Here is a 26,978-nt window from a genome sequence, read left to right as displayed (position 1 = left end):
CGAAGGTTTGACGATGACTTAGCGCGCGCAGGCCGCTTTGCGAACCCGTCCCGCCTGCGTCACGTCAGCCGCCCCTCGCACAAAGCGCGTCCATCGCCCGGGTCGTCAGCACCCGCCGCGCCGTGCCCATCAGGTGGGTCGCCGTGGTGATGTAATACCGCGGTTTCGGGCGCGGGCTTTCCAGCGCATGCACCAGCTTGGCCGTCACGGCCGAGGGCGGCAGTTCGAACATGTCCTTGCCGCGCGATTCGTAGAGCCGTTTCAACAGCTTCTCGCGGTACTGCGGCGCACGCGGGCTGTTCTCCCAGTCCACCCATTTCTCGAAATGCGGAATGGAGTTCACCCGGATCTTCGACGTCACCGGCCCGGTGTTCAGCGTGATGACCCGGATCGGCGTGTCGCGCATCTCCAGCCTGAGCGTGTCGGTCAGACCTTCCACCGCGTGCTTCGTCGCGTTGTAGGCGCCGCGCCACGGCATCACCACCAGCCCCAGCACAGAGGAGTGATTGACGATCCGCCCATGCCCCTGCGCCCGCATCACGGGAATCACCTTCCGGGTCAGGTCGTGCCAGCCAAAGACATTGGCCTCGAAGAGCGCGCGCAGCCCCTCCACCGGCAGGTCCTCCAGCGCACCGGGGATCGCGTGGGCACCATTGTTGAACAGCGCGTCAAGCGTGCCGCCGGTGGCCTCCAGCACCTCGGTTAGGCCCGCCGCGATGCTGTCCGGCTCTGTGTAATCGATTCGCGGGCTGTCGAACCCTTCGGCCCGGAAGCGGACGCAGTCGGCCTCTTGGCGGCAGGACGCAAAAACGCGCCACCCACGGGACTTGAGCCCATGGGCGGCGTCGTATCCGATGCCCGAAGAGCATCCGGTGATCAGGACTGAGCGTTGTTGCACGCGATGCGTCGTTCGTCCGGCGATCAGTTCGATGCGGTCAGGAAGCTGCCGGCCATCCAGCCGATGTCGTTGCCGTCCATGGCGCGCAGCTTGACCCAGCCGTCCGGCGTCTCGTCCAGCACTTCGACCTCTTCGCCTTCCAACAGTTGGGTGACGGCGTCGAAGCTGGTCGAGGGTCCGGCACGCAGGTTCACGCGGGACCCGGTGACGGTGCGATACTCGGCAATTGCAGCGGCTACAGCGTCATCCACGTTGTCGACCGATGCGGCGACCTGCTGGATATCCTGCTGAACGTCCTCTTCGCTGGTGAAGGCTGCGTCCAGCATCGCCAGCTTTTCGCTGTCGACCGCCAGGTTGTTGCCCGAGGACACGTAGACAGTCTTGACCTGCGACGGACGCGGCTCCGCAACGGCGGGCTGCACGACGGCATGCATTTCGGTGGTGTCGGCGCGGGACACGGCTTCCGGCTCTGCGCCCGAGGTCGACACGACAGGCTCGCGTGCCGGATGCGCTGTGGCGACCCACTGTACCCCGTTCTGGCCCGCAACGAATGCGCTGCCACCGGACAGTTCGAACCACGCCCAACCAAGAACCCCAAACGTAAGCAGGATGACTTTAGCCATGCCCAACCCCCCATATTCGTACCGAAGGTATCGCCCCCGCGACCCGGTCGTCCGCAGCTCGACGACCACCTCCGAGATTATCCGATTCCCCAAAATGCCCTAAGTGCATTCGGAGAATATTTCCCACACTGTCGCTTGCTGCGGTGCCGAGGCAACGGTATCACGACATCTATGTCCGACGATGACCTCGACCCCAACATGAACGCCCGCAACCTTGCGGAGCCTTTGCGCCGTGCCATCGGGGAGCGCTACCTGACGTATGCGCTATCCACGATCATGCACAGGGCGCTGCCGGATGCCCGGGATGGGCTGAAGCCAGTCCATCGTCGTATCCTATATGCAATGCGCAGGCTGCGACTTAGTTCCAACGGAGGCTTCCTGAAATCCGCAAAGATTTCGGGGGACACCATGGGGGACTTCCACCCGCACGGTGACGCGGCGATCTACGACGCGATGGCGCGGTTAGCCCAGGACTTCACGATCCGCTATCCGCTGGTCGACGGTCAGGGCAACTTCGGCAACATCGACGGCGACAACCCGGCCGCCTCGCGCTACACCGAGGCGCGCATGACCGTGATGTCGGAGGCGCTGCTGGAAGGGCTCGACGAGAACTCCGTCGACTTCCGCCCGAACTACGACGGCCGGCTCGAGGAACCCTCGGTCCTGCCCGCCTCCTACCCGAACCTGCTGGCCAACGGGTCGTCCGGCATCGCGGTCGGCATGGCGACGAACATCCCGCCGCACAACATCGGCGAACTCATCAACGCCTGCCTCCACCTGATCCGGTCGCCCAACGCGGTGGACGACACGCTGATGCAATACGTGCCCGGGCCGGACTTCCCGACCGGCGGCGTCATCGTCGAACCGGCCGAGAACATCGCGACCGCCTACCGCACTGGCCGCGGCTCCATCCGGCTGCGCGCGCGCTGGCACGTGGAGGACCTGGGCCGCGGACAGTGGCAGGCGGTGGTGACGGAAATCCCCTACCAGGTACAGAAGTCCAAGCTGGTCGAACGCATCGCCGAACTGATCCAGACCAAGAAGATCCCGGTGCTGGCCGACGTGCGCGACGAAAGCGCCGACGACATCCGCATGGTGCTGGAGCCAAAGACGAAGAACGTCGATCCGGACCTGCTGATGAACATGCTGTTCCGGAACTCGGACCTGGAAGTCCGCTTCTCGCTGAACATGAACGTGCTGATCGACGGCGTGACGCCGAAGGTCTGCTCGATGAAGGAATGCCTGCGCGCCTTCCTCGACTTCCGGCGCGAGGTGCTGATCCGCCGCTCGAAGCACCGGATGGCGAAGATCGACAACCGGCTGGAGGTGCTCGAAGGCCTGATCATCGCCTTCCTGAACCTCGACCGGGTGATCGACATCATCCGCTACGACGACGACCCCAAGGCCGCGCTGATGTACGAGGACTGGTCGCGCCCGCACCAGGCCACCATCCCGCGCGCCACGGACGAGCGCGACTACCGCTCTCCGCTGGTGGGCATCGACGTCACGGCGCTGGAACTGCGCGACGATCCCGACGCGGTGGAACGCGGCGTGCTGGCCGACGACGGCACCTCCTCTGCTGTGCCGCGCCGCTTCATCGGGCGGTCCGAGGGGCTGTCGGACGTTCAGGCCGAGGCGATCCTCAACATGCGGCTGCGCAGCTTGCGCCGGCTGGAGGAGCTGGAGCTTGTCAACGAACGCGACAAGCTGATGGAAGAGCGTGCCGGGCTGGAGGACCTCCTGGCCTCCGAGGACATGCAGTGGGGCCGCATCAAGGAAGAGCTCTCCGAGGTTAAGAAGACATTCACCAAGGGCTACAAGCGCGGCCAGCGACTCACCACCTTCTCCGAGGCGACGGAGGCGGAGGACGTGCCGCTCGAGGCGATGATCGAGCGGGAGCCGGTCACGGTCGTCTGCTCCAAGATGGGCTGGATCCGCGCGATGACCGGCCACATCGCCCTCGACCGAGAGCTGAAGTTCAAGGACGGCGACGGCCCGCGCTTCACCTTCCATGCAGAGACCACGGACAAGCTGCTGGTCTTCGGATCGAACGGCCGGTTCTACACGGTGCTTGCGGCGAACCTGCCCGGCGGGCGCGGCATGGGGGAACCCCTGCGCCTGATGGTCGACCTCCCCAACGACACGGAAATCGTCGACATCCTCATCTATCGCCCCGGAGAGCGGCTGCTGGTCGCGTCCAGCGCGGGGGACGGCTTCCTCGTGCCGGAGGACGAGGTGATCGCCCAGACCCGCGCGGGCAAGCAGGTGCTGAACGTCAAGGACCCGGTCAAGGCGCTGGTCTGCAAGCCCGTCACCGGCAATGCCGTGGCTGTCGTGGGCGAGAACCGCAAGGTCCTGATCTTCATGCTCGACGAGCTGCCGGAGATGGGTCGCGGCAAGGGTGTGCGCCTGCAGAAGTACAAGGACGGCGGCCTTTCGGACGTGCGCACCTTTACCCTTGAGGCGGGCCTGTCGTGGCTCGACCCGGCGGGCCGCACCCGCACCGTATCCGGCGAAGAGCTGACGGAATGGGTGGCCAAGCGCGCCGGTTCCGGCCGGATGGCGCCGCGGGGCTTCCCGCGCGACAACAAGTTCACCTGATCCCGGCAGGCGCCGCCCCTCCACCGGGGCGGTGCCCGACCTTGCGGGAAACACGCGGAGGTACGTGTTTTCCGACCCGAGGCACCGGATAACACCAACGGGCACTCGAAACGCTTGTCTGCAACTTCCCGAGGCGGCAGGCTTCGGGTGGGAGCAAGCTTTTCGGAACACACGCATTGGACGCCGGCCAGACCTTGCCCACGGGCGCACACGCCGGGGCATCCTCCACAGCGACAGAGCACAGGGTCTGGCAGACCGCCTTTGCCGGAACGCGCTGGCCGATGTTCAGACTGGTCTTCGGCACCGGGCTGCTGACGGTCCTGACGCTCGGCCTTTACCGGTTCTGGCAGAAGACGCGGGTGCGGCGCTGGCTGTGGTCGGCGGTGCGGCCGGGGGGCTACCCGCTGGAATACGTGGGCGACCCCTACGAAAAGCTCCTGGGCTTCCTGATCGCGGTCGTCATCCTCGCCTTCTACATCGGCATCGTGAACCTGCTGCTGATGTTCGCCAGCTTCGCGGTCTTCCAAGGCAACTTCGCCGCCTACCTGCTGTCGCTCGTCGGCGTGTTCCCGATCTGGTTCTACGCCCGCTACCGCGCCCGGCGGTACGTGCTGGCCCGCACGCGCTGGCTTGGCCTGCGCTTCGGGCTTGAGCCAGGGGCCTGGGGCTATGCTTTCCGCGCGCTGGGGCACGGCGTGCTGACGCTCATCACGTTGGGGCTCCTGTGGCCGCGCATGACCTTCCATCTCGAGAAATACCGCACGGACCGGACGTTCTTCGGCGAGACGCGGATGGCCCAGGACGGCCGCTGGACGATGCTGTTCCCGGCACTGAAATGGCATTTCGTGACGCTGGGCCTGACGGTGATCGGCAGCATCGGCTTGGCGGTCTCACCGGCGAACGGCTGGGTGCTGATGGTCATCGCCGGGATTACGGCGATCTACTCCACCGTCTACTACCGCGTTGAAACCCTGAAGCGCCTGACCGCCATGAAGCGCATAGGCCCGCTGCGCCTGACACTGGATGCGAAACCCGGCAAGGTCTTCCGGATACAGGCGGGCGGCTACACGCTGGCCGCCGTGGCCGCGGCCTTCCCGACACTGGTGCTGCTGGGCCTGTTCCTCGAACTGCAATCGCTGGAGACGCTGGTCGAACTGGGGTTGGAGGACATGCCGCCGGTCTTCGCGGGCCTGAACCGCTGGCTGCTGATCGCCCTTTCGGTGATGTGCTACTTCGCCATCTTCCTGCTGTGGTCGGCCCTGACCGCCGCCTGGGTGACGCTGCCGCTGATGCGCCACTACGCGACCGGCCTCAGCGTGACGGGGACGGAACACATCGCCACCTTCCGCCAGCGCCCCCGCGACGAACACATGGAGGCCGAGGGCTTTGCCGAGGCGCTGGATGTGGGGGCTTCGCTATGAGCGTCTTCGAGACCTCGGCGATCTACCTCGACGGGGAGACCGGGCAGCCTCTGCGCCTGCGCCTGCGCGTCGGTACGGAGCGCGGGGCGCTGGTCGGTCCGGGCGTGTTCTGGCCGCTGGACGATGTGCGCGAGGTGCCCGACATCGCGGGCGGCGACCTCGTGGTGCTGGCGCGGGCCGACAACGCGGTGGAGCGGCTGCTGGTGCGCGATACCGAAATCCGCGCCCATCTTCCCAGGCGCCGCCACGCCCGCCCCGTCGCGAACCGCAAGCGGCTGATGGGCTGGGCCGCGGGCGCCGTGACCTCCGTCGCGCTGATCCTCTTCGTTCTCGTGCCGGTGATGGCGAACCAGCTTGCCAACTTCATCCCGCCCGAAGGCGAACGCGCGCTGGGGGAAGTCACGCTTGCCCAGATCCGCGAGGCGATGGACGAGACCGGCATCGCGCCGACCCGGATATGCTCGTCCCCGGCAGGGATGGCCGCCCTGCGGCAGATACAGGCCCGGCTGGAGACAGAAGCCGCCCTGCCGGTCGAGGTGACCGTGCATGTGCTGGACCACGACATGGTCAACGCCTTTGCGCTTCCGGGCGGGCACATCGTCTTCTTCCGCGGGCTGATCGACGCGGCGGAGGACCCGGAGGAAATTGCCGCCGTCTTCGCGCACGAAATGGGCCATGTCGCCAGCCGCGACCCGACGCGCCACGCGCTGCGCTCTGCCGGGTCGATCGGCGTTCTCGGCCTGCTGTTCGGCGATTTCGCGGGCGGCGCGGTGGTGCTGTTCCTCGCCGAACGGCTGATCGACGCGCAGTACAGCCAGGGCGCGGAGGCAGAGGCCGACGTCTTTGCCCACGACCTCATGGCCCGGGCCGGCCTCTCCCCCGCCGCCCTCGCCACGATGTTCGAACGTTTCCGCGCGCTCGGGGGCGAGGCAGACGGCATCGTCGCGCATTTCCAGAGCCACCCGGCCCTGGGCAACCGGATCGAGCAGGCACGCGCCGCCGTCCCCTCGGACTTCACGCCCTTGCCCGTGCTGGCGCCGCAGGACTGGAACGCGCTGAAATCGGTCTGCGACACGACCGGCGGCTGAAGGCAACCCACTGGCGAGGCATTGAATTCGCTACTTTACTCGGCATACAGGTCGCTTAAGATTCAAGCAGATTGAGTGTCAAAGGTATTTCGATGCAGCCAGAACCCGCCACCATGCAATTGTCCTACTCCGGCGAAAAAGGTCCGCTGTTCAAGCTGGCGTTCAAGACCGGGCTGCTGACCGTCGTCACCCTCGGCATCTACCGCTTCTGGCAGAAGACGCGCATCCGCAAGTACATTTGGTCCTCGGTCAGCGCCGACGGCGACACCTTCGAATACACCGGCACCGGGATGGAGAAGTTCCTGGGCTTCCTCGTCGCCATCGTGTTTCTCGCTGTCTACCTCGGCATCCTCCAGATGATCCTGTTCTACTTCGGCCTGAACATCATGGTCGATCCGGAGACCGCCGGCCCCGAGGCGGTGATCGGTCAGGCGGTCGCGATCTACATCTCGCTCTTCGCTGTGCTGCCGTTCATCCTCTTCGCGATCTACCGGGCACGGCGCTACAAGATGGCGCGCACGCGGTTCCGGGGCATCAGGCTGGGCATGGAGAAGGGCGCATGGGGCTACGTGGTCCGCGCGCTCGGCTACGGGTTCCTGACCGTCGTGACGCTTGGTGTGCTCATGCCGCTGTCGACTTTCAAGCTCGAGAAATACATGGCCGACCGGAGCTTCTACGGCTCCACCCGGCTGATCCAGGAAGGCGCGTGGACAAAGCTCTACCCGGCGATGAAACACCTGTTCATCGCGCTCGGGATCTTCATTGTCTGCGGCACCCTCATCGCAATTGGCGGCATCAACGAGATGGTCGGACTGGCGGTCATCGGCGGCATCGGCATCTTCGTCGGATACATCTGGTTCATGATCGGCGCGGTCTATTACAGCGTTCGCTCCTTCGGCTACCTGATGAGCCACAAGGTCCTGGGCGGCACCGTCCGCTTCGTCGCCGAACCCAAGACCGGCTTCGTCATCAAGACCTACATCATCGGCGGCCTGCTCCTGAGCCTTCTGGCCTCTGTCGCCTTCGGCGCAGTAGGCGTGGTCGCGATGCCGATGATCATGCTGGCCGAGGACGGCTCCGTCGGCGGGATCGTCGCCTTTGCGATCATCATGGGGATCGGCTACCTCGTGGCGCTGGTCGTCACGCAGGCGCTGAGCCTGATCCTCATCACCCAGCCGATCCTTGCCCACTACATCGAGACGATCCGCGTGGAGAACCCCGAGGCGCTCGACCGCGTCCACCAGCGCGAGGCGGAAACCGGTGTCGACGCGGACGGCTTTGCCGACGCGCTCGATATCGGCGGCGCGATCTGAGATGGCACCGGAGGGCACCGCGGCACAGTTCTTCGACGGGCAGACGGCGGCACGGCACCATGTGCAGGTCGCCCTCTCCGACGACCGGCAGGCATTGGTCATCACCGGCGACAGCCTCGCGGAGCCGCTGCGCTGGCGGCTGATGGACCTGCGGGCGCTATCCGACACCTCCGACAAGGCGCGGCTGACCGTCACCCGGCACACCACGTCCGATGACGAGATGCCGCGCGACATCGCCCGGCTGGTGATCCTCGACCCCGACCTGATCGCCTGGCTGCACAAGACCCGCCCCAGCCTGTTCAAGGCAGAGGTCCACCCGGGATCTGTGCGCAAGCTTGCCACCTATGCCATCGGCGCCGTGGTGGCGGCGGGACTGATGCTGTTCGTCATCCTGCCCGCGCTGGCCGGAACGCTGGCCCGGGTGATCCCGGTGGAGCGCGAGGTCGCCTTCGGCAAGACCGTGACCCGGCAGATGGAGCGCGCACTGGGCCGCGCCCGCGTGCCCGACCTGCGGTGCAGCGATCCCCGAGGCCAGGCCGCCCTCCAGAAGATGCTGACCCGCCTGACCGAGGGTCAGGACATGAAGTACGACATCAACCTGATGGTGTTCGACCACCCGATGATCAACGCCTTCGCCGCGCCCGGCGGGCAGGTGGTGCTGGTGCGCGGCCTGCTGGACAAGGCGGAGCACCCCGACGAGGTCGCCGGCGTGCTGGCCCACGAACTGGCGCACGTGGAAAACCGGGACACCACCCGAGAGGCGCTGCGCGCGGCGGGCTCTGCCGGGTTGCTGACCATGATCCTCGGCGACTTCACCGGCGGCGCGGCCATCGCCATCGTGGGCGAACACATGATCTCTGCCTCCTACACCCGTGACGCGGAGGGCAAGGCCGACGATTTCGCGCTGGACATGCTGGCGAATGCGGGTGTCAGCGCCGAGGGGTTCGCGGGCTTCTTCGACCGCATCGCCGAGCTGGAGGGCTTTGCCCTGCCCGCCTACCTGTCCAGCCACCCGGTGACCGAAGAACGCGCAATGCAAGCCCGTGACTTTGCGGGGGAACAAGCGGACACCACCCCGATCCTCACGGACGCCGAGTGGTCCGACCTGCAGGGAATTTGCGACAGCGTGGGCGATCACGACGACGACTGATGGGTGTCGAACGGCACACAGTGCCGCCGCAGCGCAATTTCATTATGATTTCTGCGGCGCTATTGAAATGTTCGTGCCCGACCGTTATTGGCATCGCACCCCTGCGCGCCGTGAAACGCGACGTAGAATGACCGCGACGTGACGATTTTGCCCTGTTTCCCCGGTAAATGCCGCGTTACGTGTGTGCGAGAGGAATCTTGCGGGGAGCGCCCCGCCGAATTGAGGAGAGACACGCTTATGAAGGTACTCGTACCGGTCAAGCGCGTGATCGACTACAACGTGAAGGTCCGCGTGAAAGCGGATGGATCGGGTGTCGATCTGGCGAACGTGAAGATGTCGATGAACCCCTTCGACGAGATTGCCGTCGAAGAGGCGATCCGCCTGAAGGAGGCCGGGAAGGCCGACGAAGTCATCGCCGTTTCGATCGGCGTGAAGCAGGCGCAAGAGACGCTGCGGACCGCGCTGGCCATGGGTGCCGACCGGGCGATCCTCGTGGTGGCCGCCGATGACGTGCACACCGACATCGAGCCGCTCGCCGTCGCCAAGATCCTCGCGAAGATCGTCGAGGACGAGCAGCCGGGCCTCGTGCTCTGCGGCAAGCAGGCGATCGACAACGACCTCGGCGCCACTGGCCAGATGCTGTCCGCCCTGCTGGGCTGGAGCCAGGCGATGTACGCCAACACCGTGGACGTCGACGGCGATCATGCCGTGGTCACCCGCGAGGTCGACGGCGGCCTGCAGACCATCAAGGTGAAGATGCCGACCATCATCTCCACCGACCTGCGCCTGAACGAGCCGCGCTATGCCTCGCTGCCGAACATCATGAAGGCGAAGAAGAAGCCGCTGGACGAGAAGACCGCCGCCGATCTCGGCGTCGACGTGGCGCCGCGGCTGGAGATCGTGAAGACCACCGAGCCCGAGGCCCGTCAGGCCGGCGAGATGGTCGGTTCGGTCGACGAACTGGTGGCGAAGCTCAAAGAGAAGGGGATCGTGTGATGGCCGTTCTGCTGATTGCCGAGATTACCGATGGCGCCCTGTCGATGGACGCAACCGCCAAGGCGGTGACCGCCGCGAAGGCGCTGGGTGACGTGACCGTTCTGGCCTGTGGCGCCTCTGCCAAGGCCGCCGCCGACGAGGCCGCCACCATCGAGGGCGTGTCGAAGGTGCTGGTCGCCGAGGACGCGATCTATGGCCACCGCCTTGCAGAGCCGGTCGCGGCGCTGATCACCTCGCTGGCGGGCGACTACAGCCACGTCGTGGCGCCGTCGACCACGGACGCAAAGAACATCCTGCCGCGCGTCGCCGCGGCGCTGGACGTGATGATCCTGACCGACGTGACCGGCGTCGTGGACGCCGACACCTTCGAGCGCCCGATCTACGCGGGCAACGCGATCCAGACGGTGAAGTCGAAGGACGCGACGAAGGTCATCACCTTCCGGACCTCGACCTTCGACGCGGCGCCGACCGGCGGCTCGGCTTCGGTCGAAGCCATCGGCGCAGGCGAGAACCCGGGCGTCTCCGAATGGGTCGAGGACAAGGTCGCCGAAAGCGACCGTCCCGAGCTGACCTCGGCGGGCATCGTCGTCTCCGGCGGCCGCGGCGTGGGCTCTGAAGAGAACTTCGAGCTGATCGAGAAACTGGCGGACAAGCTGGGCGCAGCCGTGGGCGCGTCGCGTGCAGCGGTCGACTCCGGCTTTGCCCCGAACGACTGGCAGGTCGGCCAGACCGGCAAGGTCGTGGCGCCGAACCTCTACGTAGCCGTGGGCATCTCCGGCGCGATCCAGCATCTCGCCGGCATGAAGGACTCGAAGGTGATCGTGGCGATCAACAAGGACGAAGAGGCGCCGATCTTCCAGGTCGCCGACTACGGCCTCGTCGCGGACCTCTTCGAAGCTGTCCCGGAACTCACTGAAAAGCTGTAAGCGAAGGGGCACTGCCCCGCTTGCTTGGCGCTTCAAGGCCCCGCTGCATCGCCAGCGGGGCCTTTCCTTTTTCGGCGCGGGCTTCACCCCGAGAGGCCGATCATGGGTCGCAGCACCGTCTCCAGGGCGTCGGTGGCTTCGGCGTGGGCTATCGGCCCCTGAAGCTCTGCCGCGGCGCAGGATTCGAAATCCGAGAACACCATCCCGGCGGTCCCTTCCCGCCGGGCCGCCGCGGAGGCGCTGACCTCGACGACGTGAGAGACGCGCGGGCGCAGGACTTCGATCATCTGGCGGGTGATGAACAGCGGGTCGCGGTCCAGAAGCGGCGTCTCGTCGTCGGGCACCGGACGGTCGGCGAACCAGAGCAGCACCACCTGGCCCCTTATCTGCGTCAGCATATTCTTCATCCGGGCGATCCACGCCTGCCGCAGCTCCGTCACGACCGTCGCGAACCGCTCTTCCGAGGCCTCCTTCAGCCGGCCCAGCATGTGGCGCACGAAATGGAATTCGGTGAAGTCGACCTCCGGGAAGAGCGACTCGAGCCGTTCCGAGGCGCGCAGGAACCGGTCGTTGCGACGGGGGTGCACCGAGTAGTACCGGTTCGACATGTTCTGTGCGCCCATCACCTGCACGACCTTGGCGCTGGCCTGCATCACAAGGTCGAGGACCGGCGGATCGTTGAGATAGAGATCGACACCGGCATTCACCACGCCGAAGTTGATGCATGTGGCGCCCAGCCGCTCCTCCAGCAGGAGGGGAAACGGTGCCTCCACGAAGCGGCCGTATGTCTCCGTCGAGCCAAGGAACGCGATGTACTGTCCCTGAAGGTCCCTGCGCGGACCACGGAACATCACGCGCGAATTGCCGTATCGGCACGGATAATACTCCAGGGAACCATGGCCCCCACCATGTACGGACATCTCACCACCCTTTTTCATTCACCCGGCGAGGAGAATCGCTCAAAGGGTTTGCCATTTCGCTAATGTTAAAATGCCTCCGGCCCCGGTGCGGGGCAGCCCTTGCGGTTGGTCGTCCCCGCGCCCTACAGTCGCCCCGGGCCAGAATGGAGACGCACAATGGAAATCAAGTCGGTCGGTGTCGTGGGTGCGGGGCAGATGGGCAACGGAATCGCCCATGTGATGGCCCTTGCGGGCTATGACGTCCGGCTCAACGACGTGCGTCAGGACGCGCTGGACAAGGCCGTGGCCCTGATCGGCAAGAACCTCGACCGCCAGGTCAGCCGCGAGAAGATCAGCCAGGAGGAACGCGACACCGCGCTGGCGCGCATCTCCACCACGATGGAGATCGCCGAGGTCGCGGACACCGACCTCGTGATCGAGGCCGCGACCGAGAAGGAAGACGTCAAGCACAAGATCTTCGAGGCGATCCTGCCGTCGCTCCGCCCGAACACGATCCTGACGTCGAACACCTCGTCGATTTCCATCACGCGCCTTGCCAGCCGCACCGACCGGCCCGAGAAGTTCATGGGGTTCCACTTCATGAACCCGGTGCCGGTGATGCAACTGGTCGAGCTGATCCGCGGCATCGCCACCGATCAGGACACCTATGCGTCGTGCCTGGCCGTGGTGGAAAAGCTGGGAAAGACCGCCGCTTCGGCGGAGGACTTCCCGGCCTTCATCGTGAACCGCATCCTGATCCCGATGATCAACGAGGCCTGCTATACGCTGTACGAAGGGGTCGGCAACGTCGCCTCCATCGACACCGCGATGAAGCTGGGTGCGAACCATCCCATGGGGCCGCTGGAGCTGGCGGATTTCATCGGACTGGACACCTGCCTTGCGATCATGAACGTCCTGCACGACGGGCTGGCCGACACCAAGTACCGCCCTTGCCCGCTGATGACGAAATACGTCGAGGCCGGCTGGCTTGGCCGCAAGACCAAGCGCGGGTTCTACGATTACCGGGGGGAGACGCCTGTCCCGACGCGCTGAGGCTCAGTCCTCGCGCAGCGCCAGCGTCTTCTCGCGCAGCCAGCCGACGAACTCGCGCTGACCGCCGGTGAAGGCCTTCACCACTTCGGGGGTGATGGCCGGGCCGACCACGGGCTTCTGCGGGCGTCGGCAGGCGTGCACGACTTCGTGGATCAGCAGGCCCTGCCGGATCGTGGCCGAGACCTGGTTCGCCATCTGGTAGACGCGGGAGTTCTGTCCGGGGAAGTAGATCGGCACCACGGTCGCACCGGACCGCTGCACCATTTTCGCCGTGAACGGGTTCCACACCTGTTCCACCGCCGGGCCCCACCACGTCTCGGACGAGGCGACCACGCCCGAGGGGAACAGCGCTATTACGCCGCCCTGCTTTAGGTGGTCCATCGCGCGGGCGCGCATCTCGAGGCTTTGTTCGCGGGCGTCGACCTCGTGCGGGAAGGGCACGGGGATCATGAACTGATCGACCTCCTTCACGCCGGTCAGCAGCGAGCGGGTGAGGATCTTGTAGTCGGTGCGGATCTGCCCGATCAGATGCGCCAGCACCATCCCGTCGACCAGCCCGTGCGGGTGGTTGGCCACCACGATCACAGGACCGTCCTTGGGGATGTTGGCGATCTGCTCCATCGGGGTCAGAAGGTCGATGCCCATCACGCCAAGCGCCTGTGCCCAGAAGGCCTGCCCCTCGACAGAACCGATCCGCTCAAAGCGGCGAACCATGCGCAGCAGGGGGATCTTGCCGGTCGCCCACTCCATCGCGCGGATGGTGTTGGCCTTCCACGGATTGGTGAAGGTGTTGGCGTAGCTGACCTTGCGCTTGTCGTAGGGTGCGGACTCCGAGGTCACCGGCCTGACGCCTGCGTCTGTCGCCTGGGTGCTTTCAACCATGCGCCTTCACTGTCCCGTACCTGTTCCGCACCGGCCGCCCGGATCAGCAGCTTTCCCCGAACCGATCGGCCACGAGGGCTTCCACGGCGTTGGCCAGAGCCTCCGCATCCGGGCCAGAGGTCTGAACCTCAATAGTCGTTCCCTTGGCCGCTGCCAACATCAAAAGCCCCATGATGCTGTCGCCGCTGGCCGACATCCCGTCGCGGGAGACCTCTGCGCGCGCATCGAACCCCTCGACGACCTCGACCAGTTTCGCGGAAGCACGGGCGTGCAGACCCTTCTCGTTGATGATCTTGAGGGTCCGGTTCACGGATTGGGTCATTGCAGCAATCTTTCGGTCGTCGGGAAAATCTACAGGAGCCCGTCAGGTGGGCTCGGACGGAACGTTCTGGGTGTCTATATACTTGCGCCCGGCCTCGAGCGCGCTGCGAACCGCATCGCCGACAGGCAACTGGCGGCTTTTCGCCAGCTTGATCAACATGGGAAGGTTGGCGCCGTAAAGGATGCGCCGGTCGTCGGGGCGACAGGCGTTCAGCGACAGGTTGGAGGGCGAGCCGCCGAACATGTCGGTCACCACCACTACGCCCTGACCGTGATCCACGGCGTCGGCAGCATCGCAGATCTCGGCCTGCTTCGAAGATCGGTCGCAATCCGCCTCGATGGAAATGGCCGTCATCCCGGGTTGTTTGCCCACGACATGCTCCACGGCAGCGAGGTACTCCCTCGCCAGCCCACCATGCGCGACGATCACGATTCCGATCACCCGGCTTTCCTTCCGTTCGGAACAGCTCCCAGCCCCTGCGCCGACGAGGGTGCTGCGCTGCGGCGTTCCAATTCACGATGGCGAATAGACACGTGCCAGCCTTCGCGCGCAAGTGCCGCCGAAACGCTTTCCGTCACGGCGACAGACCGGTGTTTGCCCCCGGTGCAGCCAAAGCCGATGGCAAAGTGCGCCTTCCCTTCCTCGACGCAGGCGGGAAGCATCATCAGGATCAGGTCCTCGATCTTTTCGAGGAACGGCCCATGGCGCGGATCGGCCTGCACATAGGCGGCCACCTGCGGGTCGAGCCCGGTGTGGGGGCGCAGCTCGGGCTCCCAGTGCGGGTTCCTCAGGAACCGGCAGTCGAGCACCACGTCCAGTCCCTGCGGAAGCCCGCGCTTGTAGCTGAAACTCTGGACCGACACGGCCATGCCCTGCCCCGTGACGTTGCCGAACCAGCCCTCCATCTCGGCGCGCAGGTCGTGTACCGTCAGCTCCGAGGTGTCGATCAGGATGTCGGCGCGGGCGCGCAGGTCCTCCATCAGGGTCTTTTCGCGCGCGATGCCTTCAGAGGGGCTTTCGTCGGGCGCCATGGGATGACGGCGCCGCGTCTCCGAATACCGCCGCATCAGCACCTCGGCCGAGCAGTCGAGGTACAGCAGGTCGGCATCGATACCGGGCTTGTTCAGGCTGTCCCGCAACTCCACCAGCCGCTCGACCGAGAAATCCCGGTTGCGCACGTCGATTCCCAGCGCAAGCGGCCGGACAAGCGGCGCGTCGCCGTCGAACAGGCGCGGGATGAAGCTCAGCGGGATGTTGTCGATCGACTCGAACCCGCAGTCTTCCAGCACATTGATCGCGGTGGCCCGCCCGGCGCCCGAAGGGCCGGTGACCAGAACTATTCTTGCGGTTTCTCGACCAGGTTGGCCCATCTCACTCTCTTCTTCCCGCCTTTAGATACTGTACCAGTGCGGCGGGAAAATAGGGGCGCGCGGTTTTGTGAAGCAACGGCACATCCATACCAAGCAACGTGCTCTTTCGTATAGGCGGGAGCCGCTCCGTTTCTTCGGAATCGAGATCGACGATGGCGGCCAGCGGGGCCGGCGCGCTTTGCGCGTTCAGAATGCCCAGCCCGCGCGCCTCGATCATGCCCCGGATCGTTTCCGGGACGTCCAGCCACAGCCTGCCGTCGCACAGCGAAACCAGCGTACGATCATCAGCGACCAGCGTGGCCCCCAGCGCCAACAGTTCAAGCGCCAATGCGGATTTCCCGGTGCCGGATCGCCCGCGGATCAGCAGTCCCCGGCCAGCCACAGCAACCGAGGATGCGTGGACCAGGGTTTCCGACATCTCAGATCGGCAGGCCCACGACGAAGCGCGCGCCCAAGGGTTCGGAGGTCGCGTCGGCTTCTGTCGGCCTGATGTTCTCCGCCCAGATAACGCCGCCGTGCGCCTCGACGATCTGCTTTGAGATCGCAAGGCCGAGGCCGGAGTTGTTGCCGAAGTCCGACTGCGGACGCGACGTGTAGAACCGCTTGAAGATCTTCTGAAGCGCCTCTTCGGGGATACCGGGGCCCGTGTCCTCGACCACGACGAGCACGCGGTTGTCGCGCCGCCGGGCCCAGACACGGATCGCGTCGCCATCCTCGCAGAAGGAAATGGCGTTGGTGATCAGGTTGACGAAGACCTGCGCCAGCCGCGCCTCCAGCCCGCCGATCATGATCGGGCGCTTCGGCAGGTCCGAGATGAACTCGATCCCCTTCGCGCGGGCATCCTCCCCGAGGAACTCCGCCAGGTTGCCGATCATCTTCAGGAGGTCGAATTCCTGCTCCTCCTCCTTCACCAGCTCGGAATCGAGGCGGGAGGCGTTGGAGATGTCGCTCACCAGGCGGTCGAGGCGGCGGACGTCGTGTTCGATCACGTCGAGGAGCTTGTGCCGGTGCTCGTCCTTCTTGACCATGCGCAGGCTGCCGACGGCAGAGCGCAGCGAGGCCAGCGGGTTTTTGATCTCGTGCGCGACGTCGGCCGCGAACTGTTCGTTGGAATCGATGCGGTCGTAGAGTGCGCTGACCATGCCGCGCAACGCACCCGACAGGCGACCGATCTCGTCCGGGCGGGCGGTCAGGTCGGGGATGCGGATGCGGCCCGTGGTGCGGTGCTTGCGGTTGCGGTCGCGGCCGATCTCTGCCGCGTCGGCAAGGTCCGAGATCGGGTTGGCGATGGTCGAGGCCAGAACCAGCGACAGGCCGATGCTGACCAGCGTGGCGATGATGAACATCTGCAGCACCCGCTCACGTTCGGAACGGACTGCGGCGTCGATCTCTGCTGCGGGCGCGACCATGGCGACGGTGCCCTGGATCGCGTTGCCCAGCCGGATCGGCGAGAAGGCATAGAACATGGTATCGGCGCTGCCGCCGCCCTGGACGACACGGGTGGTCGTGGGATCGCCCGCCTCGATCGCGCGGCGCAGCCGGTCCTCGAGCACCAGGTCCGGCTCGTCCGAAAAATAGGTGAACAGCCCGGCAACCCCTTGCCACGCGGCGTTCAGGAAATCGGAAATGACCGTCGGCTTCTCCTCCTCCGTGCGGAGGGGGATCGCGGCGGCCATCTTGCCCTCTGTCTCGCCGACGAGGAAGGTCGCGCTGTCGAAGACCATGACCTGCGTGCCTTCCCGCAGGTCGATGCCCTGCAGGGTCGCGGCCACGTCGATGCCCTCGGCAGACCCGAGCGGCGCCGCCCCCGGCTGAAGCTGGCTTTCGAAGACATCGGCCAGCAACTCGACTTCGGACTGTAGCGCATTGATACGCTGGACGGCCAGCGTATCGCGTGAGGAGTTCAGCCAGAGAACACCTGCAACCAGCACGTTCAACGCAATCAGGTTGAACGTGATGATCTTGCGCGTCAGCGGCGAGCGGTTGAGCGTGAAAAGGCCGCGCTGCGCACGCGTCGCACGCATCTCCTTTTCCACCGTGCTGTCCGGGGCGACCCAATCGTCGCCCAGCACAACATCGGCGTCGCGACGATTTTCATCGTCGTCCTTACCCATCGGGATCCGCTCGGCCAAGGCCATTCATCACTCTTCGTTGTAACGATAGCCGATACCGTAGAGCGTTTCGATGGCGGAGAACTCCGGATCGACAGAGCGCATCTTCTTGCGCAGCCGCTTGATATGGCTGTCGATGGTGCGGTCGTCCACGTAGACCTGATCGTCGTAGGCCACGTCCATCAGCTGATCGCGCGACTTCACGAAGCCCGGGCGCTGCGCCAGCGCCTGCAGCAGCAGGAACTCGGTCACGGTCAGCGAGACGTCGAGGCCCTTCCACGTAACGGCATGCCGCAGCGGATCCATGGTCAGCGACCCGCGGGTCATCAGCTTGGTCTCTTCGGTCTCGCCGACGACATCGCCGGCCACCGCTTCCTGACGACGGAGAAGCGCGCGGATGCGTTCGACCAGAAGGCGCTGCGAGAACGGCTTCTTCACGTAGTCGTCGGCGCCCATGCGCAGGCCGAGCACTTCGTCGATCTCGTCGTCCTTGGAGGTCAGGAAGATGACCGGCATCTTGGATTTCTGGCGGACGCGCTGGAGCAGGTCCATCCCATCCATGCGCGGCATCTTGATGTCGAACACGGCCATGTCGGGCATCTTCTTGGTGAAGGCGTCCAGTGCGGCCTGTCCGTCATTGTAGGTCTCGACTTCGAATCCCTCTGCCTCCAGAGTCATCGATACCGATGTCAGGATGTTCCTGTCATCGTCCACGAGGGCGATTTTCGACATGGTATTGTCCTTGTACTGCTCTGTTTTTGTAATTTTTCCCAAACTATCAGCGATTTTTCGCCCTGCGGCAATCCTTAACTGCGAATCGGACTCCGCGCCTGTTTCAAGGGGACCCGAATTTGACAACGGAATGGCTAAAATGTCCCACTGCTTAAGTATAGGATTTTCACAAAGCGGGCAGGCATCCGCCCGTCGGGGAACATGGTATCGCTAAACCTCGGGTGGTATCGCTAACTGCGCGAATGCGTCCTGTTCACCCGGAAAAACGACGTGCTAAAGGATCGGATACCGGCGCATACCGTCGCGTAATTTTCTTTCTCGGACCAGCGCTGCACAGGAGCTATGCTGATGACATTCGGACGGGTAAACCCGCAGTTCAAGCTTGAAGATCAAGGGATCGAAGGGCTTGGCAATGTCTATTACAACCTCATGGAGCCCGCGCTGATCGAAGCGGCTCTGAAACGGGGCGAAGGGACGCTTGGCAAGGGCGGCTCTTTCCTCGTGACCACCGGCACTTACACGGGCCGCTCTCCCAAGGACAAGTTCATCGTCAAGACCCCCTCGGTCGAGGACTCGATCTGGTGGGAAAACAACACCCCGATGGAGCCCGAGGCCTTCGACCGGCTGCACGCCGACATGCTGGAGCACATGAAGGGTCGCGACTACTACGTGCAAGACCTCGTGGGCGGGGCCGATCCGGCCAATGCCATCGACGTCCGCATGGTGACCGAGCTGGCATGGCACGGGCTGTTCATCCGCCACATGCTGCGCCGCCCGGACCGCGAGGATCTGGACAGCTTCACCGCCGATTTCACCATCATCAACTGCCCCAGCTTCAAGGCCGACCCGGACAGGCACGGCTGCCGGACCGAGACGGTGATCGCGCTGAACTTCGACAAGAAGCTGATCCTGATCGGCAACACCGAATATGCGGGCGAGAACAAGAAATCGGTCTTCACCCTGCTGAACTACATCCTGCCGGGCAAGGGCATCATGGCCATGCACTGCTCTGCCAACCATGCCCCGAACAATCCGGTCGACACGGCCGTGTTCTTCGGCCTGTCGGGTACCGGCAAGACCACCCTGTCCGCCGATCCCGACCGCGTGCTGATCGGCGATGACGAACACGGCTGGTCCGACCGCGGCACCTTCAACTTCGAGGGCGGCTGCTATGCCAAGACCATCAAGCTCTCGCCGGAGGCGGAACCGGAAATCTACGCCACGACCGAGAAGTTCGGCACGGTGATCGAGAACATGGTCTTCGATCCGGAGACCTTCGACCTCGACTTCGAGGACGACAGCCTGACCGCCAACATGCGCTGCGCCTACCCGCTGCACTACATTTCCAATGCGTCGAAAACGGCGCTTGGCGGCCACCCGAAGAACATCATCATGCTGACCTGCGACGCATTCGGTGTGCTGCCCCCGATCGCGCGGCTGACACCGGCGCAGGCGATGTACCACTTCCTGTCCGGCTTCACCGCCAAGGTCGCCGGGACCGAGCGCGGTGTGACCGAGCCGGAGCCGACCTTCTCCACCTGCTTCGGCGCCCCCTTCATGCCGCGCCGCCCCGAGGTTTACGGCAACCTCCTGCGCGAGAAGATCGCCAAGCACGGCTCGTCCTGCTGGCTGGTGAACACCGGCTGGACCGGCGGCGCCTATGGCACCGGGTCGCGCATGCCGATCAAGGCAACACGCGCCCTGCTGCATGCTGCGCTGAACGGATCGCTGAACACCGCGCCGTTCCGCAAGGACCCCAACTTCGGCTTCGAGGTGCCCACCCACGTGGAAGGCGTGCCGGACATGCTGCTCGATCCGCGCAAGACCTGGGACGACAAGGAAGCCTACGACGCGCAGGCCGAAAAGCTGGTCGGCATGTTCGCCGAGAACTTCGCCCAGTACGTGCCCTACATCGACGACGACGTGAAGGCCGCCGCACTCGGCTGACCCGTGTCGCATCGCATGAATTCCAGTCCTTCGCGGCCCGACCGCGGAGGACTTTTTCATATTCAGGCGGTCTCTTGCCGTGGTGCGGAAATCCTGCCTGCGTCCGCCTTCGGAGCCGTGCTAGACATGAGGTGCAACCGGTTCTCGAAAGGGAAGACCATGTTTCGGACCTGCCTGATCGCCGCCCTCCTGACGACGTCCGCTGCCGCCTCCGCCCAGGAAACGGGCGGCTTCGTGCGCCCGCCGCTGTCCGACATGCAGTTCGGTGTGCATTGCGACGTGGCAAAGAACGGCAGCCGCGAAGAGCCGGGCACGGTTTCGGGCATCATCAACCTTATCGACCAGCACCAGACCGTCGACGTGGTGACCCAGATGGTTCCGGCGGAACTGGGCATCTCTTTCGGCATCGGTGCATGGCTGGACCCGGAGTCGGAGCCGCTCCTGCTCGAGGTCGTGGTACAGCATCCGCCCATGGGCGAGAACGGTCAGGAGGTCGAGGTCTGGTTCGCACCGCTCGACCCCGGCGAGCCCGCCGTGAACCTCTTCACCTTCGAAAAACCCTTCGAAATGGTGGAGGGGCCGTGGCGCTTCCAGCTTCGGAAGGATGACGAGGTGCTGCTGGAACAGAATTTCCTCGTCACGCCCCCGGGCACCGTGCCAGCCGTGCAGAAAGCCTGCTTCAGCGCGATGATCATGTCCTGAGAGAGCCCGGGAGACCCTGCCATGCGCCACGCTTCGCCGATCCTTGCCCTCGTACTTGCCGCCTCCGGCGTCGCGGCGCAGCCTGACGCCCCTCCAAACACGGGCGCGACGCTATACGCAGACGCCTGCGCCCGGTGTCATGGTGATGAAGGCAAAGGCGGCAAGGCGCCTGCGCTGTCGAACCCGTCGATGGAGGCCATGACCACGGCGCACAACTATGCCCGGATGCTCGACGCCGAAGATGTCGACGCGGCGCTTGTTGCCATCGCCGCGTACCTGTCACACGACTGACCGCGCCTCAGGCCGCGCGCAGACCCAGCATCTCGCGCGCCTGCGCGCAGGTCGCCACGGGGCGCTCGTATTTCTCGCAGAGCTTCACGGCACGCTCCACCAGCGCGGCATTCGACGGCGCAAGCGTGTCGCGGTCCCAGCGCACGTTGTCCTCCAGCCCGGTGCGGGTGTGGCCGCCGGCGGCGATGCACCACTCGTTCACCTCGACCTGGTGCCGGCCGATCCCGGCCGCACACCACTCGGCGTCCGGCGCCAGCCGCTCCACCGTCTTGATGTAATAGTCGAAGACCTCGCGGTCGCAGGGCATGGCGTTCTTCACGCCCATCACGAACTGCACGTAGAGCTTGCCCGGAATGCGCCCGTCGCGGTTCATCTCGGCGGCCTTGAAGATGTGGCTGAGGTCGAAGGCCTCGATCTCCGGCTTGATCTCGTAAGTCTTCATCTCGGAGGCCAGCCAGTCCACAAGATCCGGCGGGTTCTCGTAGACGCGGGTGGGGAAGTTGTTCGAGCCCACCGACAGCGACGCCATGTCGGGGCGCAGCGGCAGCATCCCGCCGCGCGTCTGACCGGCGCCCGACCGGCCGCCGGTCGACAGCTGGATGATCATGCCGGGGCAGTGTTTCTTGATGCCCTCGACCAGCCGCGCGAACTTCTCCGGGTCGGAGGTCGGCGTCTCGTCGTCGTTGCGCACATGCGCGTGCATGATCGTCGCCCCCGCCTCGAACGCGGCCTGCGTGCTTTCCACCTGTTCCTCGATGGAGATCGGCACCGCCGGGTTGTCCTTCTTCTTCGGCACGGAACCGGTGATGGCGACGCAGATGATGCAGGGTTTGGTCATGTGGATCCTCGGGCGTTGGTCCTTCTGGAACCGACAGGATAGTGAGTATTTGCGAAGCAGAGAAGCCGGAGGACCGAGAAAGTCCCCCGGCCTTCGGGTATCATCAGATATCGAAAAAGATGGTCTCGTCCGGCCCCTGCAGGTGGATGTCGAAGCGGTAGGTGTCGCCATCCTTCTTCGCCAGCAGCGTCGGTACGCGCGACTGGTGCTCGATCCGGGTGAGGATCGGGTCCTCGGCGTTGGCCGCTTCCTCGTCGGCGAAGTACATCCGCGTGTGCAGGCCGAGGTTGATGCCGCGGGCCACGATCCAGAAGGTGACGTGCGGCGCCTGGAGGCGGCCATCGGGAAAAGGCACACGGCCGGGCTTCAGCGTCTCGAATGTGAATTCGCCGGTGTTCATGTCACCGGGCGAGCGGCCCCAGCCGGTGAAGCCCTCTGCCCCGCCTTTGCCTGCGAACTTGCCCAGCGAGTCTGCCTGCCAGACTTCGATCAGCGCGTCCTTCAGTGCGTTGCCTGCGCCGTCGAACACGCATCCCTTGATGGTGATGCGCTCACCGGCGGGGGCGCCGGTGATCATGCGCGTGCCCAGGTCCTCCGGGAAGACGCCCTCGATCCCGAGGAAGTTGGGCGTGCAGCCGATGTGGACGTAGGGGCCTGCCGTCTGCGACGGGCTTTCCTTGGCGCGGTTGGTCATGGGTCCGGTCATCACATCCCCTCCATGCGGTTCTCGAACATCGTCTGGCGGCGGCCGCGCAGGGTGATGTCGAACTGGTAGCAGAGCGAGTCCATCGGGATCGACCCTGCGCGGTCCAGCCGGGCGACCAGAGTTTCAATCGCCTCGCGCGACGGGATGGTGCCGACGATGGGGCATTGCCAGATCATCGGGTCGCCCTCGAAGTACATCTGCGTGATCAGCCGCTGCGCGAAGCTGTGGCCGAAGACGGAGACGTGGATGTGCGCCGGGCGCCAGTCATCCGGACCGTTGGGCCAGGGATAGCGGCCGGGTCTCACCGTGCGGAACTCGTAGAAGCCGTTCTCGTCCGTGATGCAGCGCCCGCAGCCGCCGAAGTTCGGATCGAGTGGCGCGAGGTAACCTTCCTTCTTGTGCCGGTAGCGTCCGCCGGCGTTGGCCTGCCAGACCTCCACCAGAGTGTGCGGCACCGGGCGGCCGAATTCGTCGCGCACCGTGCCCTGGACGACGATGCGCGGACCGATGGCCATTTCGCCGGGCGCGGCGAAGTTGGTGATCAGGTCGTTGTCCTTCGGTCCGAGCAGGTCGTGTCCGAAGACCGGGCCGGTCTCTTCGGACAGGGATGTCGCAGCACCGATGGGGGCGAAGCGCGGGCTGCGCGCGACACTGGTCTTGTAGAGCGGGGTCAGCGCGGGCGGGTGCCAGCCTCGATCCCGCGCGGTGTATCCGTTGGTCATTCGGGTCTTCCTCCTCAGGGGTGCGCGTTTCCCTGGTCTTCCATTTCGGCGTAGGTCTGCTTGGCAAGTTTCAGGGCGTGGTTTGCCTTGGGCACACCGGCGTAGATCGCCACGTGCTGGAAGGCCTCGGCCACATCCTCCTTCGATGCGCCGGTGCGCGCGGTGGCGCGGATGTGCATCGGGATCTCTTCGAAATTGCCGGTCGCCGCCAGCAGTGCCAGCGTCAGCATCGAGCGTTCCCTGTCGGTGATCCTGTCCGACGCCCAGAGATTGCCCCAGGCGGTTTCGGTGATCATCTCCTGGAACGGCGTGTCGAATGGCGTCTTGGCGGCTTCGGCCCGGTCCACATGCGCATCGCCAAGGATGCGGCGGCGCACGTTCATGCCGGTTTCGTAACGGTTGGTCATGTATCCTCCGCGGGGCGCGATGATCCTGAGGCCATCGGTGCCCGTCTCAGTATGGCAGGCCGACGTAGTTGATGGCCATCGTTTCCTGTGCGCTTTCCACAGTGGCGAGATGCTCGATCTCGGCCCGCTGGATGCGCAGCTCGTAGGGGTCGGTGTCGGGGAAGCGGTGCAGGAGCTTCGTCATCCACCACGAGAAGCGCTGCGTCTTCCAGACCCGGGCCAGCGCCCGTTCGGAATAGCCCCCCATCGCGGCGGCATCGCCTTCCTGGTAGCGCGCCTTCAGCGCCTCGAAGAGGTAGTGGATGTCGGAGGCCGCCGTGTTCAGACCCTTCGCGCCGGTGGGCGGCACGATGTGGGCCGCGTCGCCCGCAAGGAACAGCCGCCCGTATTGCATCGGCTCGCAGACGAAACCACGGAGCGGCGCGATGCTCTTCTCGATCGACGGGCCGGTGACAAGGGTCTCGGCGATGCGGCTCGGGATGCGGCGCTTGAGCTCGGTCCAGAAGGCGTCGTCGGACCAGTCCTCGACCTTGTCGGTCAGGGGGGCCTGCAGGTAGTAGCGGCTGAGCTTCTCGTTCCGCATGGAGCAGAGGGCAAAGCCGCGCTCGGAGTTGGCGTAGATCAGTTCGTGGTGGGCGGGCGGCGTTTCGGACAGGATGCCGAGCCAGCCGAAGGGATAGACCCGTTCGAACTCGCGGCGCTTCTCTGCCGGGATGGCTTGGCGGGAAGGGCCGTGGAACCCGTCGCAGCCGGCGATGTAGTCGCATTCGATGGTCTTGCGCTGGCCTTCGTGGGTAAAGGAAACCGTGCAGCCGGCGTCGCCGTCGAGCGAGGCGTTGCCAAGTTCCACCTCGTCCACGTCGTGCAGGGTCATGCCGCCGGTCAGATCGCGCGCCTCGTAGAGGTCGCGCGTCACCTCCGTCTGGCCGTAGACCATGACCGAGGTGCCGGTGTGCTTGCGGAAGTCCACGCGCACTTCCATGTCCTCGAAGGAAATCACCGTGCCGTCGTGCGGATACCCTTGGGTGTCCATCCGGGTGGCGACTTTGGCTTCCTTCAGCAGGTCGATGAACCCCTGCTCCAGCACACCCGCCCGGATCCGGCTGAGCACATGCTCGCGCGAGCGGCGTTCGAGCACGATGGCGTCTATCCCGGCCTGGTGACAAAGCTGGCCCAGCAACAGCCCGGAGGGCCCGCCGCCGATAATGCAAACCTGAGTTTTCATGCTGATCTCCCTTGGTGCAATTAGACACTGAACCAATTGACATTGTAAATTGAGATTTCAGGCCGTTTAGTTAACCATTATGATAACAAAAAACCGCATCACGCAGGTCAAGCTGCGCCATCTGGAGGCCTTCTCGGCCATTGCGCGCCTTGGCAGTCTGAAGGCCGCCTGCACGGCGCTGCACCTGTCGCCGCCCGCCTTGTCCAAGACTCTCAAGGAGTTGGAGGAAGGCCTCGGCACCACGCTGATGACGCGCGACCGGGGCGGGACCCGGCTGACGCCGCAGGGCGCCCTGTTCCTCGACTTCACCAACCAGAGCCTCGCCGCCCTGCATCGCGGGATCGAAGGGGTCACCGACCTGCGCGATGGCGGTCGCGAGACGCTGCGGGTCGGCGCCCTGCCCAGCGTCGCGGCCCGGCTGATGCCGGAGGCGGTTGCGCGCTTCCGGCAGGCGGCGCCGGACACGCAACTGATGCTACGCGACGGGTCGCACGGGGTGCTGACGGATGCCCTGAAATCCGGGGCGCTCGACATGATCGTGGGGCGGATGGGTCCGGCAGAGGCCATGCAGGGGCTATCCTTCACACAGCTTTACCTAGAACCCGTGGTTTGCGTCGCGCGGGCTGGCCACCCCCTGACAAAGGCGCCGGTCAGCGTGGATGCGCTGGCGGACTGGTGCATCCTCTACCCGCCGGAAGACGCCGCGATCCGCCCCCTGCTGGACCGCTGGTGCCTGGCCCAGGGTCTGGCGCCTTTCCCCGAACGTATCGACTGCGTGTCGGGCGCGTTCGGGCGCAACTACCTGAGGGTGTCGGATGCGCTGTGGTTCATTTCCGAAGGCGTCGTCGCCCAGGACCTTGCGGACGGGCGGCTCGTGTCGCTGAACTTCGATCTCGGCTTGACGGCGGGGCCGGTCGGCCTCATGACGCGGCCCGACACGGTGACATCCCGCAGCCGGCAACTGTTCGAGCAGGCTTTGCGACATGCGGTCCACGATTCTACATCATACGAGTCCGAATCGGAAAGAATCCACAAGTAAATCAAGTTATCACCAAAGTTTTGCTTTACACTGCCCCCTAGCCACAGGCACGATATCTAGTGAGGGCATGGGGTACGCCCCCAAGACCCTTGAGCAGGCAGCAAGTGCTGGGGGCGCATACAACCACCCGGCGCTACAAAAGAATAATGAGGTGGCGGCATGGCACTATCCGAGCAGTATCTGACGGACGAATTGCATCCTATCGACATCGTCGAGAACATCGCCCAGTTCAACGACTGGGATTTCGACCGCGTGACCGACGACCAGATCGCCATGGCGGTCGAGGGGCAATGGCGGACGTATTCCGTCACGCTGGCGTGGAGCCACGGGGACGAGACCCTGCGCCTCATCTGCACCTTCGAGATGGAGCCCCCGGCGGACCGCATGCACGTACTGCACGAAGGGCTGAACGCGGTGAACGACCAGTGCTGGGCCGGGTGCTTCAGCTATTGGGAAGAGCAGCGTCTGATGGTCTACAAGTACGGTCTGATGCTGGCGGGCGGCAACATCGCCTCGGCCGAGCAGATCGACACGATGATCACCGCGGCGGTGCTTTCCGCGGAACGCTATTACCCGGCATTCCAGCTCATGGCGTGGACAGACCGCAGCGCCAAGGACGCCCTGCAGATCGCCATGGCAGAGGCCTACGGACGCGCCTGAGGGCCAGATCCAAGATAGTCCCCGGAAGGGCGCCCCGCACGGGCGCCCTTTTTGCT

The 26,978-nt window shown here is 65.1% G+C and carries 28 protein-coding genes; 13 read left to right on the top strand and 15 right to left on the bottom strand.

The genetic code is table 11. The features are described from left to right. Positions 1-64: 64 nt before the first annotated feature. Complete coding sequence (locus tag QNI11_RS00290; protein ID WP_283981922.1) at positions 65-898, bottom strand: SDR family NAD(P)-dependent oxidoreductase; 834 nt, start codon at positions 896-898, stop codon at positions 65-67. Between the two features lie 23 nt (positions 899-921). Then, entirely contained in the window at positions 922-1,521 is a 600-nt protein-coding gene (locus QNI11_RS00285) for an SH3 domain-containing protein (protein WP_283981921.1), read from the bottom strand. A gap of 171 nt (positions 1,522-1,692) precedes the next feature. Here QNI11_RS00285 and QNI11_RS00280 point away from each other — a divergent pair, with 171 nt between their 5' ends. The 7 genes from QNI11_RS00280 (at position 1,693) to QNI11_RS00250 (ending at position 11,016) form a co-directional block, all read left to right on the top strand. Beyond that, positions 1,693-4,122 carry a DNA topoisomerase IV subunit A gene (locus QNI11_RS00280; RefSeq protein WP_283981920.1) on the top strand — a complete coding sequence of 810 codons (2,430 nt, stop codon included), beginning with the start codon at positions 1,693-1,695 and terminating at the stop codon, positions 4,120-4,122. 176 nt (positions 4,123-4,298) lie between these two features. Next, positions 4,299-5,543: a DUF898 family protein gene (locus QNI11_RS00275; RefSeq protein ID WP_373418414.1), complete on the top strand. Its 1,245-nt coding sequence runs from the start codon at positions 4,299-4,301 to the stop codon at positions 5,541-5,543. Continuing rightward, positions 5,540-6,631 (top strand): M48 family metallopeptidase, encoded by a 1,092-nt coding sequence (locus tag QNI11_RS00270; protein ID WP_283981919.1) that lies wholly within the window; start codon positions 5,540-5,542, stop codon positions 6,629-6,631. The genes QNI11_RS00275 and QNI11_RS00270 overlap by 4 nt, the downstream gene beginning before the upstream one ends. A 92-nt stretch (positions 6,632-6,723) precedes the next feature. Beyond that, a complete protein-coding gene (locus QNI11_RS00265) occupies positions 6,724-7,944 on the top strand; it encodes a YjgN family protein (protein ID WP_100928328.1) in 1,221 nt (406 codons plus the stop codon). Between the two features lies 1 nt (position 7,945). Next, positions 7,946-9,094, top strand: coding sequence for a M48 family metallopeptidase (locus QNI11_RS00260; protein ID WP_283981918.1), 1,149 nt, complete (start codon positions 7,946-7,948; stop codon positions 9,092-9,094). Positions 9,095-9,331: 237 nt separating this feature from the next. Further along, complete coding sequence (locus QNI11_RS00255) at positions 9,332-10,090, top strand: electron transfer flavoprotein subunit beta/FixA family protein (RefSeq protein WP_283981917.1); 759 nt, start codon at positions 9,332-9,334, stop codon at positions 10,088-10,090. Beyond that, the gene (locus QNI11_RS00250; RefSeq protein WP_100928331.1) at positions 10,090-11,016 is read left to right on the top strand and encodes an electron transfer flavoprotein subunit alpha/FixB family protein; all 927 of its coding nucleotides are present in this window, start codon (positions 10,090-10,092) and stop codon (positions 11,014-11,016) included. Before QNI11_RS00255 ends, QNI11_RS00250 begins: the two co-directional genes overlap by 1 nt. 83 nt (positions 11,017-11,099) lie before the next feature. Here the strand turns inward: QNI11_RS00250 and QNI11_RS00245 are convergent, their stop codons facing one another. Next, the gene (locus tag QNI11_RS00245; protein WP_283981916.1) at positions 11,100-11,936 is read right to left on the bottom strand and encodes a DUF6473 family protein; all 837 of its coding nucleotides are present in this window, start codon (positions 11,934-11,936) and stop codon (positions 11,100-11,102) included. 156 nt (positions 11,937-12,092) lie between these two features. Here QNI11_RS00245 and QNI11_RS00240 point away from each other — a divergent pair, with 156 nt between their 5' ends. Further along, positions 12,093-12,968 carry a 3-hydroxybutyryl-CoA dehydrogenase gene (locus tag QNI11_RS00240; protein WP_100928333.1) on the top strand — a complete coding sequence of 292 codons (876 nt, stop codon included), beginning with the start codon at positions 12,093-12,095 and terminating at the stop codon, positions 12,966-12,968. Between the two features lie 3 nt (positions 12,969-12,971). On the opposite strand, the gene QNI11_RS00235 is transcribed toward QNI11_RS00240, so the two are convergent. Genes QNI11_RS00235 through QNI11_RS00205 form a run of 7 tightly spaced genes read right to left on the bottom strand, consistent with a single transcriptional unit; the run spans position 12,972 to position 18,385 of the window. After that, entirely contained in the window at positions 12,972-13,850 is an 879-nt protein-coding gene (locus QNI11_RS00235; protein WP_283981915.1) for a lysophospholipid acyltransferase family protein, read from the bottom strand. Between the two features lie 43 nt (positions 13,851-13,893). Then, positions 13,894-14,172, bottom strand: a complete 279-nt coding sequence (locus QNI11_RS00230) for an HPr family phosphocarrier protein (protein ID WP_100928335.1) — start codon at positions 14,170-14,172, stop codon at positions 13,894-13,896. A gap of 42 nt (positions 14,173-14,214) precedes the next feature. Beyond that, positions 14,215-14,613, bottom strand: coding sequence for a PTS sugar transporter subunit IIA (locus tag QNI11_RS00225; RefSeq protein ID WP_100928336.1), 399 nt, complete (start codon positions 14,611-14,613; stop codon positions 14,215-14,217). Beyond that, a complete protein-coding gene (rapZ, locus tag QNI11_RS00220) occupies positions 14,610-15,542 on the bottom strand; it encodes an RNase adapter RapZ (RefSeq protein ID WP_283981914.1) in 933 nt (310 codons plus the stop codon). Before rapZ ends, QNI11_RS00225 begins: the two co-directional genes overlap by 4 nt. A 1-nt stretch (position 15,543) precedes the next feature. Next, positions 15,544-15,960 (bottom strand): HPr kinase/phosphorylase, encoded by a 417-nt coding sequence (locus tag QNI11_RS00215; protein ID WP_283981913.1) that lies wholly within the window; start codon positions 15,958-15,960, stop codon positions 15,544-15,546. Between the two features lies 1 nt (position 15,961). After that, positions 15,962-17,680: a sensor histidine kinase gene (locus QNI11_RS00210; protein ID WP_100928338.1), complete on the bottom strand. Its 1,719-nt coding sequence runs from the start codon at positions 17,678-17,680 to the stop codon at positions 15,962-15,964. 3 nt (positions 17,681-17,683) lie between these two features. Further along, the gene (locus QNI11_RS00205; RefSeq protein WP_100928339.1) at positions 17,684-18,385 is read right to left on the bottom strand and encodes a response regulator transcription factor; all 702 of its coding nucleotides are present in this window, start codon (positions 18,383-18,385) and stop codon (positions 17,684-17,686) included. Positions 18,386-18,733: 348 nt separating this feature from the next. On the opposite strand from QNI11_RS00205, the gene QNI11_RS00200 reads away from it, so the two are divergent. The 3 genes from QNI11_RS00200 (at position 18,734) to QNI11_RS00190 (ending at position 21,325) form a co-directional block, all read left to right on the top strand. Further along, entirely contained in the window at positions 18,734-20,332 is a 1,599-nt protein-coding gene (locus tag QNI11_RS00200) for a phosphoenolpyruvate carboxykinase (RefSeq protein ID WP_100930882.1), read from the top strand. Between the two features lie 159 nt (positions 20,333-20,491). Then, a complete protein-coding gene (locus QNI11_RS00195; protein ID WP_157814944.1) occupies positions 20,492-21,034 on the top strand; it encodes a DUF3859 domain-containing protein in 543 nt (180 codons plus the stop codon). A gap of 21 nt (positions 21,035-21,055) precedes the next feature. Further along, positions 21,056-21,325 carry a c-type cytochrome gene (locus QNI11_RS00190; protein ID WP_283981912.1) on the top strand — a complete coding sequence of 90 codons (270 nt, stop codon included), beginning with the start codon at positions 21,056-21,058 and terminating at the stop codon, positions 21,323-21,325. Positions 21,326-21,332: 7 nt separating this feature from the next. Here QNI11_RS00190 and QNI11_RS00185 read toward each other — a convergent pair whose 3' ends face one another. The 5 genes from QNI11_RS00185 to pobA all read right to left on the bottom strand — a co-directional run bounded on the left by QNI11_RS00185 (position 21,333) and on the right by pobA (position 25,223). Beyond that, entirely contained in the window at positions 21,333-22,163 is an 831-nt protein-coding gene (locus QNI11_RS00185) for a 3-keto-5-aminohexanoate cleavage protein (RefSeq protein WP_283981911.1), read from the bottom strand. 103 nt (positions 22,164-22,266) lie between these two features. After that, complete coding sequence (pcaG, locus tag QNI11_RS00180) at positions 22,267-22,869, bottom strand: protocatechuate 3,4-dioxygenase subunit alpha (RefSeq protein WP_283981910.1); 603 nt, start codon at positions 22,867-22,869, stop codon at positions 22,267-22,269. Then, positions 22,869-23,591, bottom strand: a complete 723-nt coding sequence (gene pcaH / locus QNI11_RS00175) for a protocatechuate 3,4-dioxygenase subunit beta (protein WP_283981909.1) — start codon at positions 23,589-23,591, stop codon at positions 22,869-22,871. Before pcaH ends, pcaG begins: the two co-directional genes overlap by 1 nt. A 14-nt stretch (positions 23,592-23,605) precedes the next feature. Then, positions 23,606-23,998, bottom strand: coding sequence for a 4-carboxymuconolactone decarboxylase (pcaC, locus tag QNI11_RS00170; RefSeq protein ID WP_100928344.1), 393 nt, complete (start codon positions 23,996-23,998; stop codon positions 23,606-23,608). 46 nt (positions 23,999-24,044) lie between these two features. Beyond that, positions 24,045-25,223, bottom strand: coding sequence for a 4-hydroxybenzoate 3-monooxygenase (gene pobA / locus QNI11_RS00165; RefSeq protein ID WP_283981908.1), 1,179 nt, complete (start codon positions 25,221-25,223; stop codon positions 24,045-24,047). Between the two features lie 79 nt (positions 25,224-25,302). Between pobA and pcaQ the strand changes: the two genes are divergently transcribed. After that, positions 25,303-26,262 (top strand): pca operon transcription factor PcaQ, encoded by a 960-nt coding sequence (pcaQ, locus tag QNI11_RS00160; protein WP_283981907.1) that lies wholly within the window; start codon positions 25,303-25,305, stop codon positions 26,260-26,262. 159 nt (positions 26,263-26,421) lie between these two features. Next, a complete protein-coding gene (locus QNI11_RS00155; RefSeq protein ID WP_100928347.1) occupies positions 26,422-26,922 on the top strand; it encodes a YbjN domain-containing protein in 501 nt (166 codons plus the stop codon). Positions 26,923-26,978: the final 56 nt, after the last annotated feature.

The sequence above is a fragment of the Sagittula sp. MA-2 genome (genome assembly GCF_030126985.1).
Classification (GTDB): domain Bacteria; phylum Pseudomonadota; class Alphaproteobacteria; order Rhodobacterales; family Rhodobacteraceae; genus Sagittula.
The sequence above is the reverse complement of the archived record's forward strand: the minus strand, read 5'-3'. Positions and strand labels throughout refer to the sequence as shown.

Coding starts and splice junctions, on each gene's coding strand:
- QNI11_RS00155 (WP_100928347.1), top strand. CDS start 26,422: ATGGCACTATCCGAGCAGTATCTGACGGACGAATTGCATCCTATCGAC.
- QNI11_RS00215 (WP_283981913.1), bottom strand. CDS start 15,960: ATGTCGGAAACCCTGGTCCACGCATCCTCGGTTGCTGTGGCTGGCCGG.
- QNI11_RS00205 (WP_100928339.1), bottom strand. CDS start 18,385: ATGTCGAAAATCGCCCTCGTGGACGATGACAGGAACATCCTGACATCG.
- QNI11_RS00230 (WP_100928335.1), bottom strand. CDS start 14,172: ATGACCCAATCCGTGAACCGGACCCTCAAGATCATCAACGAGAAGGGT.
- QNI11_RS00280 (WP_283981920.1), top strand. CDS start 1,693: ATGTCCGACGATGACCTCGACCCCAACATGAACGCCCGCAACCTTGCG.
- QNI11_RS00195 (WP_157814944.1), top strand. CDS start 20,492: ATGTTTCGGACCTGCCTGATCGCCGCCCTCCTGACGACGTCCGCTGCC.
- QNI11_RS00270 (WP_283981919.1), top strand. CDS start 5,540: ATGAGCGTCTTCGAGACCTCGGCGATCTACCTCGACGGGGAGACCGGG.
- pobA (WP_283981908.1), bottom strand. CDS start 25,223: ATGAAAACTCAGGTTTGCATTATCGGCGGCGGGCCCTCCGGGCTGTTG.
- QNI11_RS00210 (WP_100928338.1), bottom strand. CDS start 17,680: ATGGCCTTGGCCGAGCGGATCCCGATGGGTAAGGACGACGATGAAAAT.
- QNI11_RS00200 (WP_100930882.1), top strand. CDS start 18,734: ATGACATTCGGACGGGTAAACCCGCAGTTCAAGCTTGAAGATCAAGGG.
- QNI11_RS00190 (WP_283981912.1), top strand. CDS start 21,056: ATGCGCCACGCTTCGCCGATCCTTGCCCTCGTACTTGCCGCCTCCGGC.
- pcaC (WP_100928344.1), bottom strand. CDS start 23,998: ATGACCAACCGTTACGAAACCGGCATGAACGTGCGCCGCCGCATCCTT.
- QNI11_RS00260 (WP_283981918.1), top strand. CDS start 7,946: ATGGCACCGGAGGGCACCGCGGCACAGTTCTTCGACGGGCAGACGGCG.
- QNI11_RS00235 (WP_283981915.1), bottom strand. CDS start 13,850: ATGGTTGAAAGCACCCAGGCGACAGACGCAGGCGTCAGGCCGGTGACC.
- pcaQ (WP_283981907.1), top strand. CDS start 25,303: ATGATAACAAAAAACCGCATCACGCAGGTCAAGCTGCGCCATCTGGAG.
- QNI11_RS00285 (WP_283981921.1), bottom strand. CDS start 1,521: ATGGCTAAAGTCATCCTGCTTACGTTTGGGGTTCTTGGTTGGGCGTGG.
- QNI11_RS00185 (WP_283981911.1), bottom strand. CDS start 22,163: ATGACCAAACCCTGCATCATCTGCGTCGCCATCACCGGTTCCGTGCCG.
- QNI11_RS00265 (WP_100928328.1), top strand. CDS start 6,724: ATGCAGCCAGAACCCGCCACCATGCAATTGTCCTACTCCGGCGAAAAA.
- QNI11_RS00245 (WP_283981916.1), bottom strand. CDS start 11,936: ATGTCCGTACATGGTGGGGGCCATGGTTCCCTGGAGTATTATCCGTGC.
- pcaH (WP_283981909.1), bottom strand. CDS start 23,591: ATGACCAACGGATACACCGCGCGGGATCGAGGCTGGCACCCGCCCGCG.
- QNI11_RS00255 (WP_283981917.1), top strand. CDS start 9,332: ATGAAGGTACTCGTACCGGTCAAGCGCGTGATCGACTACAACGTGAAG.
- QNI11_RS00250 (WP_100928331.1), top strand. CDS start 10,090: ATGGCCGTTCTGCTGATTGCCGAGATTACCGATGGCGCCCTGTCGATG.
- pcaG (WP_283981910.1), bottom strand. CDS start 22,869: ATGACCGGACCCATGACCAACCGCGCCAAGGAAAGCCCGTCGCAGACG.
- QNI11_RS00240 (WP_100928333.1), top strand. CDS start 12,093: ATGGAAATCAAGTCGGTCGGTGTCGTGGGTGCGGGGCAGATGGGCAAC.
- rapZ (WP_283981914.1), bottom strand. CDS start 15,542: ATGGGCCAACCTGGTCGAGAAACCGCAAGAATAGTTCTGGTCACCGGC.